This is a genomic window from Flavobacterium algicola (assembly GCF_022399565.1).
GTDB lineage: Bacteria > Bacteroidota > Bacteroidia > Flavobacteriales > Flavobacteriaceae > Flavobacterium > Flavobacterium algicola.
This window is the reverse complement of the sequence record NZ_JAJTUT010000002.1, coordinates 751,645-765,927: the sequence shown is the minus strand read 5'-3', so window position 1 is coordinate 765,927 and position 14,283 is coordinate 751,645. Positions and strand designations below refer to the sequence as shown.

Here is a 14,283-nt window from a genome sequence, read left to right as displayed (position 1 = left end):
TATTGTAAAATGAGAGTTAAATAGTTTACAAAAATAAATCAATATTGTATCTTGCGCACTTAAAAAATCAGTTATAATGAACAAATTTAAGTTTTATTTTATTTTATCAATTACAACAGTGCTATTATTTTCCTGTTCAAAAGACTCTGATTCAGTAGAGGTGATTCCTTTGCGAGATTATCAAGAGCAATATGATGCAGAAAAGATATTGATTGAGGAGTATTTAAACACTAATTATATAAATATTACAGAGGCTCCTGGTGATCAAACTGACCAAGATGTTGAGATTACTAAAGTTGACAATGGTAAAGGAACCATTATGTCTTACTTGAATAAAACCACTTTTCCTAAGTTATTACAAAGAGAGGTACAAGTTCATGGAATTACTTATTCAATGTACTATTTGATGCTTAGAGAAGGAACAAAAGATTCCCCATCTAACGTAGATAATGTCCTAGTCTCATATTCTGGAAGCTATTTAAAAGAAGCAACTGAGGGCGATCTTACAACGCTAAGTACAACCTTTTTTGAACAATTAAAGTTTCCACAATCTATGTTTAGTTTGTATAGTGGTGTAATTAGAGGTTGGAGCGAAATCATTCCAAAGTTTAAGACAGGTACTGCGGGTGAAGGAGAAAATGGAGCAGTTTCATATTCTGGTTTTGGAGCAGGAGTGATGTTTATTCCTTCTGGTCTTGGTTACTACAGTCAAGGGAGTACGTCAGTACCATCATACGCCCCGCTTGTGTTCAGTTTTAAATTGTATGCATTACAAAGACTAGATCATGATGGTGATGGTGTATTATCTTATTTAGAAGATTTAAATAATGATGGATATGTTTACGATTATAGAAACACATCAATATATCTTGTCGTGCCGGATAATTTTGATGATACCGATAAAGACGGAATTCCTAATTTCTTAGATATTGATGATGATGGTGATGGTTTTACAACTGCAGTTGAAGTTGCAGCAGGTACAAATTATTTGGATGCAAGCAGTCACCCTTAAGCAATCACATTAAAAATAATATATTAAAATCCCGTATATAATGCGGGATTTTTTTTTTTGCCCTGTTTATCTATTCAGTTTAAAAGATAGCTTCTGATATTTTTTACTAAGCTATCAACTACAGCTTTAATAATCATTTTTGCTTACTTAATATTTTAATGATCTATTCGAAAATTACAATCTTAAAGTATGAAAATTAGTACAGTTATTTTTTCCCTTTTAAACTTAGATAACGGGAATCAAAATATTATAATTGAAATAGTAGTTAAGTATTTTAGTTTTTGCTAACATAAAAAAAATAAGGGCTTGTCATAGACAGCCCTTATTTTTTTGATATAGTATATATTAAGAAATGCTAAAGTGTCATTATTACATTTTAATAATTTCTTCTAGTATAGCTTTGTCAGATCTATTAGTAACTTTTAGTAGAATAGGTTGGTCTTTGGTAGTTTTACCTTCAATCACATATATTTTTATGTTCTTACCAAACTCCGTATTGCTCTTATCAAAATCTACATCACCATATTGTAATGTATTTTTAATATCTATAGTATCAATCCAAGTTTCAGCTAAGATAGCGGAAGCTTTAGGAGAATACTCGAAAGGTTTAGTGCGAAGATCGTTTAGAACTCGGGCATTTGGAAAATAGTTACAACGAGTATCTTTTCCGCTAAAAACCATAGCGACAAAGAATAAACCCATTACAAGTCCTACCAAGTAGTAGGCAAAACGGTGAAAGAATTTCATGTATTTTTATTTTGGTGCAAAGGTAAAATAAAGATTCTTTAAAATACAATTAAATTGATATCGTTATTAGGTAAATTGAACCAATCACCGATTGCTTTATTTGTCAGAATCCCATGGTAGAGATAAACACCATTTTTAAGTCCGACATCACATCGAATAGCCGACTCTATTCCGCCATCATCTGCAATTTGCATCAAATAAGGAGTTAGAATATTACTTATCGAAAGTGAAGCTGTTTTTGAATAGCGAGAAGCAATATTTGGTACACAGTAGTGCAGGACATTACTTTTAATAAATGTTGGCTTTTCATGTGTAGTAACTTCTGAAGTCTCAAAGCAACCACCTGTATCGATGCTTACATCTACAATTACAGCACCTTTCTTCATGTGCTCAACCATCGTTTCAGATACCACAACCGGACAGCGTTCTACACCACGCAAAGCACCAATGGCTACATCGCAACGGCGCAATGCCTTAGTCAAAGCTTTTGTTTGAACAGTAGATGTAAATATTCTCTGGTTCAATGTATTTTGTAATCTTCTTAACTTTGTGATAGAGTTGTCAAAAACTTTTACACTTGCTCCTAATCCTAGTGCGGTCTTTGCAGCAAATTCGGCCACGGTTCCTGCGCCTATAATTACAATTTCTGTGGGTGGAACTCCAGTAATATTACCTATCAAAAGTCCTTTACCAAAGTCGTTGGTAATCATCAGCTCTGCAGCAATAAGTATCGATGCAGTTCCGGCTATCTCACTTGTAGAGCGTACCGCTGGATAAGAACCATCTTCATCCTTTATATATTCAAAGGCAAGTGCTGTTATCTTTTTCTTGCTTAAAGCTTCAAAATATGCTTTGCTCTTAGTTTTTAACTGTATAGATGAAATAAGAATAGTTTTCTGATTCATCATTTCGATTTCGCCGATAGTAGGAGCTCCAATTTTTAATATCATTGGGCAACTAAAAACTTTCTGCGTATCATGGGTGATTTCAGCACCAGCATCGCTGTATTCTTTATCAGTATAGCTTGAATTTTCACCAGCACCCGATTCAATCATCACACGGTGTCCATGGTGGGTGAGTGTATTAACGGCGTCGGGAGTTAAACAGATACGACGCTCCTGATAGCTAGTTTCACTAGGGATCCCTATAAAAAGTTCACTCTTTTGTCGGGATACTTCCAGTTTTTCTTCTTGCGGAAGTAACTGCTCTTTTGTAAACGGTGTGATTGCTATAGATATTGACATTGTTTGCTGTACTATTTAAGAGGTAAATTTACATAAAAAGATTAAAATAAGCATTTTCAACGCTTATAATTAAACAATTGTTTTTATTTCACCGTTTTGTGAGTTATGCTAGCGTAACGCTGCAGTAGCCTAAAAATTTAAAACTTATTTCAAAAAAGAGGAAACAAGTTAAATTTCTGGAGTATGGTAAGTTTAATAGGGAACTATGACTAGGGTGAAAAGTACAAACGTCAATTTATCTTTGCTTACAATAACTCCAATAAACGATTCCCGTCTGCTAACGCTTTAATAGAAATTCTTGAATGCTCCTCTGGAATAAGATTTGGAATGTTTTCTGCCCATTCTATAAAACACCAATGTCCAGAGTACAAGTATTCATCTACACCCATATCAATTGCTTCTGTTTCGTTTTTCAAGCGATAAAAGTCAAAATGATAAACAATCTCATTATTAGACGCTTCGTACTCATTAACTAGAGAAAAAGTTGGGCTACTCGTATTTCCTTTAACTCCCATAATTTTAGTTAAAGCTTTAATAAAGGTAGTTTTCCCAGCACCCATTTCTCCATTAAACAGAATTATTTTATTTGGCGTAGAGTCAAGAACTTTTTGAGCAATCGTTTCAATTTCATTTAAAGAAAATTGGAATTCCATTTTTATAGCTATTTATAAAGTAGGAGCTGCGATTTGATATTTGAAAGATCTTCTCTCCATCAATGATCAACTTGCAACTCCTGTATTTTAATTTAAAATTTTACTTTGGATTAAATACCAAACAAGGAATAATCATTTCTTCTAATGAGATTCCACCATGCTGATAGGTATTTTTATAATAACCCACATAATGATTGTAATTATTGACATAGGCCAAGAACAAATCATTTTTGGCAAAAATATAGGAACTAGTCATATTTATAATAGGCAAACCAATCTTTTTTGGTTCTTTTACTGCATAAACATCTTTTTGTTCATAAGTTAAGCTACGTCCTGTTTTGTATCTTAAGTTAAGACTCGTGTTTTTATCTCCAACTACTTTTGAAGGATTTCTAACATTGATAGTACCATGATCAGTTGTAAGCACCATTTTGAATCCAAGTGTTTGTGCTTGCTGAATAATTTCAAGTAAAGGGGAATTCTTAAACCAACTTAATGTTAGGGAACGATATGCTTTATCATCAGAAGCTAATTCTTTGACCACATCCATTTCTGTTTTGGCGTGTGATAGCATGTCAACAAAGTTGTAGACGATGGTTACCAAATCATTATTCTTTAATGCTTTAAAGTTTTCAGATAATTTTTTACCACTCGCCAAATTGGTGATTTTAAAATAATCCTCTTTAATGTTTAATCCCAAACGTTTAAGCTGTGCAGTAAGTAATTCGGCTTCATACAGGTTTTTACCACCTTCTTCTGGATCATTTTTCCAATATTGTGGAAATTTTTTCTCTATATCAACTGGCAATAGCCCTGCAAAAATCGCATTTCGTGCGTATTGCGTCGCCGTTGGTAAAATGGAATAATACGGGATTTCTTTTTCCAATTTAAAGTGGTTGGCGACCACTTCTTCAAAAACTTTCCATTGATCGTAACGTAGGTTGTCAATTACTACAAAAAGTACTGGTTTGTCTTTTTTGACCAACTCAGGAACGACAACTTCTTTAAACAATGTATGTGACTGAACTGGTTTATCAGCTTTAGGTTCAAACCAATCTTCATAATTGCGCTCAATAAATTTTCCGAACTGAGAATTGGCCTCTTGCTTTTGAGATTCCAAAATTTCGGTTAGAGAGTGGTCGTTAATGCTTTCTAAGTTTAGCTCCCAGAAAATCAATTTCTTATACAACTCAATCCAATCTTCGTAAGAATTAACCATTCCCATTTCCATTGAAATTTTTCTAAATTCCTTTTGGTAATCTAGAGTGGTTTTTTCGGTAACTAGACGAGAGTGATCGAGATTTTTTTTCAAACTCAGTAAAATCTGATTCGGATTAACAGGTTTGATTAAATAATCGGCAATTTTAGAACCGATTGCTTCTTCCATGATGTATTCTTCTTCACTCTTGGTGATCATAATCATTGGTACCGCTGACTTTTTTTCTTTCATCTCTGCCAGCGTTTCCAAGCCACTCATTCCTGGCATATTTTCATCTAAAAAAACAATATCAAAAGATTCATTTTCGAATATTTCAACGGCATCACGACCATTATTACAAGTCGTTACATTGTAGTTTTTCTTTTCCAAAAAAAGGATGTGGGGTTTTAGATAATCGATTTCATCATCAACCCATAATATTTTTATTTTTTCCATGTTGTAGTAGTATTTATGTGCATTGTATAGCCTTCAAAGTGCCAATTTACATTATTTACAAGCGTGTTATTCCTAAATTTATTATAAAAATATTGAAAAAAACACAATTACATCTTAAGATAGCAAATGCTGATTTATTAATAATCCGACATAATAGGAGTAGCTCAAGTTCTTATACCTATAAATGTTTTAGTCTTCTGTCAGGCCGCAACTGCCTTTGATAGGATCCGCTTCATACTTCACGCAATAATTGGTTTATAAAATGTTAATTATGGAATTAATCTCTGTAAAATGAAACGATGGCAGTATAGAGCAATTATCATTCATTGATAACAGAAAAACGCATCGTGATTAGCGATGCGTTTTTAAATATTTTGAAAAGCGTTTTTTTAGTAAGCGCGGTGCATTTTTTCTTTAATTTCTGTCAAACAAAGGTTGTTTATACTTCCTTCATGTGTGTGTTGCGTAGCTTTTGGAGATTCGTAAGTTCCTGCTTCTAATTGTTCTGCAACGGCTTTGTAAGCATCTCTAAAAGGCATTCCAGCTACTACCATTTCGTTCAACGTATCTACGGTGAACAAATAGTTGTATTTTTTATCGGCTAAGATATTGTCTTTTACCGTAATGTCCTTGATAGAGAAAATTGCAATATCCAAACACGCTTTCAGGTTTTGAATTGCCGGAAACAATCCTTCTTTTAACAACTGCAAATCCCTATGGTAACCACTTGGTAAGTTGTTAGTTATAAGAGTGATTTCGTATGGCAGTGCTTGAATTTTGTTGCATTTTCCTCTTATCAGTTCAAAAACGTCGGGGTTCTTTTTATGTGGCATAATACTAGAACCTGTTGTCAAATGCGCAGGTAAACCAATGAAATCAAAATTCTGACTCATGTATAGGCAAACATCCATAGAGAATTTTGCCAAAGTTGCGGCCACACTACTCATAGCAAAAGCTACAATTTTTTCTGATTTTCCGCGACTCATTTGTGCTGCAACCGAATTGAATTTTAATGTTTCAAATCTCAGTTCCTTAGTTGTGAAATGGCGGTCGATAGGGAAGGAGCTTCCATAACCAGCAGCCGAACCTAATGGATTTTGGTCTACTACTTTCAATGCAGCGTTTAGTAGTATGATATCATCAATCAAACTTTCAGCATAAGCCGAAAACCACATTCCAAAAGAAGATGGCATTGCTATTTGCAAATGCGTATATCCTGGTAACAATACGTTTTGGTATTTATCGGCCATTTCCATCAGTAAGTCAAAAGTTGTTTTGACTTGTTCTTTCATGTCGATTACAACATCTTTTAGGTACAGGTTGACATCGACCATCACTTGATCGTTACGCGAACGAGCCGTATGTATTTTTTTTCCTGCATCTCCAAGCTTAACCGTCAATAGGTATTCGATTTTGGAGTGTACATCTTCAAAACTATCTTCGATTTCAAAATTGCCAGCTTCTGCATCTACTATAATTTCTTTAAGTGCTACTACTAATGAATCGGTTTCGCTTGCTGTCAATAATCCTATTTGACCTAGCATTTTGGCATGAGCGATAGAGCCCAAAGCATCATATTTTGCTAGTACCAAATCCAATTCACGATCGTTTCCTACAGTAAAATGTTCGATTTGTTTGTCAGTTGGTATTCCTTTTTCCCAAAGTTTCATATCGTATTGTTTCAGTTTATACTTTTCAGATTTTGATTTGAATCTAAAATAGTATTATTAATTGTAAATATTCTAATTATTCGAATGTAATAGCCCCGATGGAAGCGGCATCCTTGTGGGGGCATTTTTGCCAGCCCCCGCAAGATATAGCGAACAGCGGGAAATAGCTCCTAAACATTTTACTGTTTCAAGAAATCACCAAGTATTTTTATATACAGCTGAATTCCCTCTTCAATCTCGTTTAAATAAATAAACTCATCTGCTGAATGGGAGCGTAGCGTATCTCCAGGCCCTAACTTTAAAGATTGACAGCTTAAAACCGACTGATCTGAAAGAGTAGGAGAACCATAAGTTGTTCTACCCAAGGCTATTCCCGCTTGAACTAAACCATGAGTTTCTGGAATAGAAGAAGCATTTAAGTGCATAGATCTTGGAGTTACTTCTGCAGCAACATTCTTTTTAATTATCTCTAGAATCTCGGAATTGTTATAACAATCATTTACACGAATATCTACAACTAAATCACAATCAGAAGGGACAACGTTGTGCTGTTTACCGGCGTTTATTTGGGTAACGGTCATCTTCACAGGACCTAATTGTTCGGATATTTTATCGAATTTAAAATCTTTGAACCATTCAATAATAGGAAGGGCTTTGTAAATGGCAGCATCATCATTTTGATGCGCGGCATGACTAGGGGTTCCTTTGACTTTTACATCGAGCACCAATAAACCTTTTTCGGCTATGGCCAATTGCATCAGCGTAGGCTCGCCTACAATGGCACAGGACAGTTCAGGCAAATGTTTCAAAACACTATTCAAACCATTCTTTCCACTGCTTTCTTCTTCTGCAGAAGCCACAACAACAAGATTATAAGGGAGGTTTTCTTTTTCGTAGAAATAAACAAAGGTCGAAAGTAAAGAAACCAAACAGCCACCGGCATCGTTGCTTCCTAATCCATATAGTTTTCCATCTTCAACAATCGCCTTTAGCGGATCTTTTGTGTACGCCTGGTTGGGACGAACAGTATCGTGGTGTGAGTTTAGTAAAAGGGTAGGTTTGCTGGCGTCAAAAGTTTTGTTGAACGCCCAAATATTATTGTTTTCTCGTTTAAAAGGAATGTCGTTTTGAATAAACCATTGCTCGATTAAGACCGCAGTATGTTCTTCTTCACTAGAAAAAGATTGTGTTTCGATCAAGCTTTTTAATAAGGCAATAGCTTCTTGTGTAAGTGTTTCTTGGTTTTTCATAATTTTTTACCGCAAAGGCACAAAGGCGCATTTTTTAGTTTTATGTTTTGGATGTAACTACCTTATATTTAAAAAAAATATATGGTGTTACTCTAATTTATCACAGCTTTACAACTGTATTGTTGTACAGATAGCTTCTGAATTTTTCAACATTTTGTGGTGCCCAATTCTGATTTTTTGAACGCCCTTTGCCAAACTATTGAAGCAATTGTCCAGTTTGGGAATCATTCCAGAATGGATTGCTTTTTCGTTCTTTAATTTGGTGTATAATTCTTGATTGATTTGGTCAATGACTGACGAATCGTCTTCAGCATCATATAATACGCCTGGTTTTTCAAAACAATAGTTCAAAGTTACATCAAATACTTCAGATAATGCAATTGACAATTCGCTAGCAATCGTATCAGCATTTGTATTCAATAATTGTCCCTTTTTGTCATGTGTGATAGCACAAAACACAGGTGTAATTCCGTTGGTAATTAACGTTTGCAATAAGGGAGTGTTGACCTTTTTTACATCGCCTACAAAGCCGTAGTCAATGGTAGGATGGTTTCTTTTTTCAGATTGAATCAAGTTTCCGTCCGCACCCGAAAAACCTATCGCGTTTGTATTGTTTGCTTGTAATTGTGCAACGACTTCTTTATTTATTTGACCCGCATAAATCATTACCACTACTTCAAGCATAGCGGCATCGGTAATTCTACGTCCATCAATCATTTGAGGAACAAGTCCAATGCTCTTGGCCATTTTAGTAGCCGATTTTCCGCCGCCGTGAACCAAAAGTTTGTGTCCATCAATTTTTGAGAAATCGCTTAAAAAATGCTTTAATTCATTGGCGTCATCAATAATGTTTCCTCCAATTTTTACAATAGTCAAAGATGGTTTATTGCTCATTTTTTAGTATTTTTTGAAGTACTAGTTGCGCTGAATAGGTTCTGTTATTGGCTTGCTCAATCACAATGGAGTTTTCGCTGTCCAATACTTCATCTGCTACAACTACATTACGTCTCACAGGCAAGCAGTGCATGAATTTTGCGTTGTTTGTCAACGCCATTTTCGCTCCCGTTACCGTCCAATTCGGATCTGAATTGGTAATTTTTCCGTAGTCGTTGTAGTTGCTCCAGTTTTTGGTATAAATAAAATCTGCATTTTCGAAAGCTTTATCTTGATCGTATTCAATCTTGGAATCTTTGGTGATTTCAGGGTTAAGTTCGTATCCTTCTGGATGTGTAATCACAAAATCGGCATCCTGCAATTGCATCATTTCAACAAACGAATTGGCAACCGCTTGAGGCAATGCTCTAGGATGTGGTGCCCAAGACAGTACCACTTTTGGTCTGTGAGCGGTTTTGTGCTCTTCCATTGTGATGGCGTCTGCTAATGATTGCAGTGGGTGACCGGTGCAACCTTCCATGTTGACGATGGGTACAGTCGCGTATTTTAGAAATCCTGCCAATACGGTTTCGGCATTGTCTTTTTCTTTATCTACCAATCCAGCAAAAGCTCTGATGGCAACGATATCACAATATTGTGAAACGACTTCTGCCGCTTCTTTAATATGCTCTGATGCTCCTTTGTTCATAATTGCACCATCTTCAAACTCTAAGGTCCATCCTTCATTGGTGAAGTTCATGACCATTACGTTCATCCCAAGGTTCAAAGCTGCTTTCTGCGTGCTCAAACGTGTACGTAGGCTGGGGTTAAAAAATAACATTCCCAGGGTTTTGTTTTTTCCTAGTTTCTTATTCTTTAGTGGATTTTTTTTGATTTTCAAGGCATCTTTAACCCATTCTGATAGGTTGTCGATGTTTTGTACTGAGATGTAATTCATTTTTTATGTATTTGAATTGTACTTGTTTTATTGTTGTTGCGTTTTTGGACGCGGATTGCACTGATTCGTTATCGCAAAAACGCGGACTAAAAACGGAACTTTTATTCCACTAGCCACTATATAGGTTGCGATTAATTGTACGCTGATTATACTGATTCGCTATCGCGAAAACACGGATAAGAGCGGATTTTTTATTTATTTTCTATTGTTTTCAAAGATCTTTCTTCTAAATTCGGGCTTCTTCCCAAAGTTTAAAAGGAGGCCAACTTCGCAGCGTGTGGCTCTCAAATAGTTTAGTATTTGATTTTCATTCTCTTTCACAAGGTACTCTGCAGCTTTTAGTTCCAAAATTATCCCATTATCAACGATTAAATCGGTCTAATATTCTCCAACCTAGATGCCTTTGTAATAAACTTTTATTTTTTTTCTGAGCTTCGACTGTGAATCCTTTATTTTTTAATTCTAAATACATTGCATTTTGATACACCTTTTCTAAAAAACCGTAGCCAAGCTCATTGTAAACTTCATAGTACGTTTTAATGATCCTGTCCGTTATTTCTTGATGCTTTAATTCCATATGTAAACAGTGTCATTATTTGAAATCAATTGCGCTATTTTGAAAAAAAATCTGTTTTCGTCCGCGGCTTCGCGCAAGCGAATCCGTATCATCCGTGTCCCATTACTAGATAATCTTCGTAAAAGGAACACTATTTTTGATAGCATTCAATATAAAATCATCTTTTAAACCATTAACAATCCATGTCTCAATTTTAGCGGCTTTGGCAATTCCCGCTGCCTCAATTTTTGACTGCATACCTCCGGTACCATGTGACGATTTTGAATCGCCAACTTCTTGTTGCATTAGGTTTAGATCATTAACAATTGCTATAGTTTCTGGATTTTCATCTTGAAAAGTAGCCTTCGTATAAATTCCGTTTGTGTTGGTCGCAATTATTAATATGTCAACATTCAACAACACAGCTGTCAAAGCAGCTAGTTTATCGTTGTCACCAAATTTAATTTCGTCTGTAGCCACCGTATCGTTTTCATTGATGATCGGAATATAATTATTTTTGACCAAGACATTTATCGTATTGACGATATTGACCTTTGTATTTTCCTTTTCGAAATCAGAGTAGGAGAGTAGACATTGTGACGTATGCAATCCTAAATCACTAAAATTTTCATGGTAAATCCGCATCAAATGAGGTTGTCCAATAGATGCTAAAGCTTGCTTTACAAAAACTTCTTGATCGTTATTGTCCAATTTTACAAATTGTTTCGCCGCTGCAATCGCACCCGAACTTACAATTATAAATTCGTATTCGTCCTTTAAAGCCGCTATTTGCATACCAATATCCTCAATCTTTCCTCTTGAAATATGATTGGTTTCTTTGGTTAACGTATTACTTCCTATTTTTAATAATATTCTTTTTTTCATTTTATGCTTTTAGCCTTTAGCAATTTGCTATAGGCATTAGGGTTTGCATTTTTATTTCAATCGAAGAGGCCAATAGCTAAAAGCCAATAGCCACATGCTTAACGTATCTGTCCTTCTCCAAACACATACCATTTGTTGGTCACTAAATGCTGTAAACCAATTGGTCCACGTTGGTGCAATTTGTCTGTACTGATCGCCAATTCGCCACCCAATCCAAATTGTCCGCCATCGGTAAAACGGGTTGAAGCGTTGTGGTATACAGAGGATGCATCCACATTATCCATAAATACTTTCGCATCTGCAACGGTTTCAGTGATGATCGAAGCAGAGTGACCTCCACAATATTTATTTATTTTAGCAATCGCTTCTTCGTCAGAATTCACGAGTCCGATTACGATTTTGTAATTCAAAAATTCTTCGTACCATATCGTTTCGTTTTCGATTTCTGGAATCTGAGTCGCTTTTGCGAAAGCAGTATCTCCTAAAACTTCTACATTGAATATCTTTAATTCGGCAACTAATTCTTTTGCAAAAGCTTCCCAATTCGGAACCTTAGTATCAATCAAAACTTTATCCAATGCGTTGCAAACGCCAATATTAGTCGTTTTTCCATTGATGATAATATCCATCGCTTTCTTCAAGTCGGCAGATTGATTGACGTACACAAAATTATTCCCGCGACCACTCACAATCACTGGGCATGTAGCGTGTTTTTTGGTGAATTCAATTAATTTTTCGCCACCACGAGGTACGATCAAATCAACTTTTTGAGTTGGATTTTCTAAGAACGCTTGCGTTTGCACACGGTCATAATTCAAATATTCTACCCATTCTGTACTCACATCATTTTTTGCCAAAGCTTGGTGCCAAAGGCTCACAATCTTTTGGTTCGAAAGCAACGATTCTTTTCCGCCTTTCAATAAAATTTTGTTTCCAGATTTAAAAGCAATTCCTCCCGCTTCAACTGTAACGTCTGGACGCGACTCATAAATAATCAAAATTGTTCCGAAAGCAGATGTTCTATTGCTGATGCGCATCCCGTTTTCATGGGTAAAATTAAAACGTTCCTGACCCACAGGATCTTCTTGACTCGCCAATTGTTCTAGCGACAGAATCATTCCGTCCACCTTGGCATCGTCCACGAGTAACCGTTTCTCCATAGCTAGATCTTCACCGTTATAGTTGGCTAAATCCTGCTGATTGATGGCTTTTAAAGCTTCTCTTTCTTCTTTCAAAAGCGCTGCCATGGTAGTCAATACAGCGTTTCTTTTTTCTATGGATAATAATGTGTTCATGTTTTATTTATTTTAAATTATTTGGGCGTGCCCCTCAGATTGCTTCGGCGTTCCTTCTCGCAACTTCGGGTCGGGCTATTCGCTACAATCTTTTTTATTCATTTCCGCTACGCTACAATCAATAAAAAAGGATTTTCGCTGCTATCCCTCACGCAAAACCAATCTTCATGGGTAAAAATGTAGTTCTTAGTTTTTAGTCCTAAGTCCTTAATTTTTTACATGTGTTCTGCAAAGTAAAGTTTTAATATTCTTTTCAAATCCGTAAAATCTGTGAGATAATAATAGCACACAGATTTTCGCAGATTTTTATTTTTTATTCAAGCCTTAAAACTACTTCAACTCAGCCAAACTCTCTTGCAATGCTACAATAAAGGTATCAATGGCTGCGGTTGTAATCGTTAATGGCGGTAAAATTCTCAACAAGTTTTTGTTGTTTGCCCCACCGGTAAAAATATGTTTTTCGATGATCATTTTCTTTCTCAACGCGCTTACGTCAAAATCAAATTCGACTCCTAGCATCAATCCTCTTCCTTTAACTTTAATGATTTCGGGAATAACTTTGATTGCTTCCAAGAAGTACGCTTCTACTTTGCTCGCATTTTCCATCAAGTTTTCTTTTTCAATAACTTCAAGAACGGCGATACTTGCAGCACAAGCCAAATGGCTTCCACCAAAAGTGGTTCCTAGCAAACCGTAACTTGCTTTGAAGTGAGGTGCAATTAAAATTCCACCAATCGGGAAACCGTTCCCCATTCCTTTTGCCATGCAAATAATATCAGGGGTGATGCCGTGAAATTGGTGAGCAAAGAATTTTCCGCTTCTTCCAAATCCTGATTGCACTTCATCCATGATTAAAACCACATCATTTGCCTTACATATTTTTTCAAGTGCTTGAAAAAATTCGGTTGTTCCTTGGTCTAATCCACCAACACCTTGAATTGGTTCGATAATCACACAAGCTACATCTCCTTTTTTTAGTTCTGCTTCTACCAAATCAATTTGATTCAACGGTAAAAAAGTAACGACTTGTTGTGCATTGATTGGAGCAACAATTTTTGGATTATCCGTTGTTGCTACTGCTGCCGATGTTCTACCGTGGAAAGCATTTTCAAAAGAAACTACTCTTGCTTTATTGGTATGAAAAGAGGCCATTTTTAAGGCATTTTCATTGGCTTCAGCTCCCGAAGAACATAAAAATAAGCTGTAATCGGTATATCCTGAAAGCTTTCCAAGTTTGTCCGCCAATTCCACTTGCAACGGATTTTGAATTGCATTAGAGTAAAAGCTCAATTTGTCCAATTGGTCTTTTACTTTGGCAACGTAATAAGGTTGCGTATGTCCGATCGAAATTACTCCGTGACCAGAGTATAAATCTAAATATTCGATTCCGTTTTCGTCTGTAATGGTGCAATCCAATGCTTTTACAGGGGTGATAGGATATAATGGGTAAACGTCAAATAAGTTCATTTTGTTATTTTTTAAGTGT

General features: G+C 35.7%; 14 protein-coding genes. 1 reads left to right on the top strand and 13 read right to left on the bottom strand.

Annotation, left to right across the window (positions count from 1 at the left end; genetic code table 11):
- Positions 1-76 precede the first annotated feature (76 nt).
- Positions 77-1,012 (top strand): FKBP-type peptidylprolyl isomerase, encoded by a 936-nt coding sequence (locus tag LXH21_RS09935; RefSeq protein WP_239865345.1) that lies wholly within the window; start codon positions 77-79, stop codon positions 1,010-1,012.
- Between the two features lie 369 nt (positions 1,013-1,381).
- Here the strand turns inward: LXH21_RS09935 and LXH21_RS09930 are convergent, their stop codons facing one another.
- The 13 genes from LXH21_RS09930 to LXH21_RS09875 form a co-directional block, all read right to left on the bottom strand.
- Complete coding sequence (locus LXH21_RS09930; protein WP_239865344.1) at positions 1,382-1,759, bottom strand: DUF4258 domain-containing protein; 378 nt, start codon at positions 1,757-1,759, stop codon at positions 1,382-1,384.
- A 38-nt stretch (positions 1,760-1,797) separates the two neighbouring features.
- The gene (locus tag LXH21_RS09925; protein WP_239865780.1) at positions 1,798-2,997 is read right to left on the bottom strand and encodes an alanine dehydrogenase; all 1,200 of its coding nucleotides are present in this window, start codon (positions 2,995-2,997) and stop codon (positions 1,798-1,800) included.
- A gap of 251 nt (positions 2,998-3,248) precedes the next feature.
- Positions 3,249-3,656 carry a tRNA (adenosine(37)-N6)-threonylcarbamoyltransferase complex ATPase subunit type 1 TsaE gene (tsaE, locus tag LXH21_RS09920; RefSeq protein ID WP_239865343.1) on the bottom strand — a complete coding sequence of 136 codons (408 nt, stop codon included), beginning with the start codon at positions 3,654-3,656 and terminating at the stop codon, positions 3,249-3,251.
- A gap of 100 nt (positions 3,657-3,756) precedes the next feature.
- Complete coding sequence (gene porX, locus LXH21_RS09915) at positions 3,757-5,310, bottom strand: T9SS response regulator signal transducer PorX (RefSeq protein WP_239865337.1); 1,554 nt, start codon at positions 5,308-5,310, stop codon at positions 3,757-3,759.
- Positions 5,311-5,699: 389 nt separating this feature from the next.
- Complete coding sequence (gene argH, locus LXH21_RS09910; protein WP_239865335.1) at positions 5,700-6,980, bottom strand: argininosuccinate lyase; 1,281 nt, start codon at positions 6,978-6,980, stop codon at positions 5,700-5,702.
- Between the two features lie 179 nt (positions 6,981-7,159).
- Positions 7,160-8,230: a M20 family metallo-hydrolase gene (locus LXH21_RS09905; RefSeq protein WP_239865334.1), complete on the bottom strand. Its 1,071-nt coding sequence runs from the start codon at positions 8,228-8,230 to the stop codon at positions 7,160-7,162.
- Between the two features lie 108 nt (positions 8,231-8,338).
- The gene (gene argB, locus LXH21_RS09900; protein WP_239865333.1) at positions 8,339-9,124 is read right to left on the bottom strand and encodes an acetylglutamate kinase; all 786 of its coding nucleotides are present in this window, start codon (positions 9,122-9,124) and stop codon (positions 8,339-8,341) included.
- Entirely contained in the window at positions 9,114-10,061 is a 948-nt protein-coding gene (locus LXH21_RS09895; protein ID WP_239865332.1) for an N-acetylornithine carbamoyltransferase, read from the bottom strand. The genes argB and LXH21_RS09895 overlap by 11 nt, the downstream gene beginning before the upstream one ends.
- Positions 10,062-10,256: 195 nt before the next feature.
- A complete protein-coding gene (locus LXH21_RS17260) occupies positions 10,257-10,382 on the bottom strand; it encodes a GxxExxY protein (RefSeq protein ID WP_317208797.1) in 126 nt (41 codons plus the stop codon).
- Between the two features lie 40 nt (positions 10,383-10,422).
- Positions 10,423-10,638, bottom strand: a complete 216-nt coding sequence (locus LXH21_RS09890; RefSeq protein ID WP_239865331.1) for a GxxExxY protein — start codon at positions 10,636-10,638, stop codon at positions 10,423-10,425.
- 105 nt (positions 10,639-10,743) lie between these two features.
- The gene (gene proB / locus LXH21_RS09885; RefSeq protein WP_239865330.1) at positions 10,744-11,502 is read right to left on the bottom strand and encodes a glutamate 5-kinase; all 759 of its coding nucleotides are present in this window, start codon (positions 11,500-11,502) and stop codon (positions 10,744-10,746) included.
- 98 nt (positions 11,503-11,600) lie between these two features.
- Positions 11,601-12,797 carry a glutamate-5-semialdehyde dehydrogenase gene (locus LXH21_RS09880; RefSeq protein ID WP_239865329.1) on the bottom strand — a complete coding sequence of 399 codons (1,197 nt, stop codon included), beginning with the start codon at positions 12,795-12,797 and terminating at the stop codon, positions 11,601-11,603.
- Between the two features lie 330 nt (positions 12,798-13,127).
- A complete protein-coding gene (locus tag LXH21_RS09875; RefSeq protein WP_239865327.1) occupies positions 13,128-14,264 on the bottom strand; it encodes an aspartate aminotransferase family protein in 1,137 nt (378 codons plus the stop codon).
- Positions 14,265-14,283: the final 19 nt, after the last annotated feature.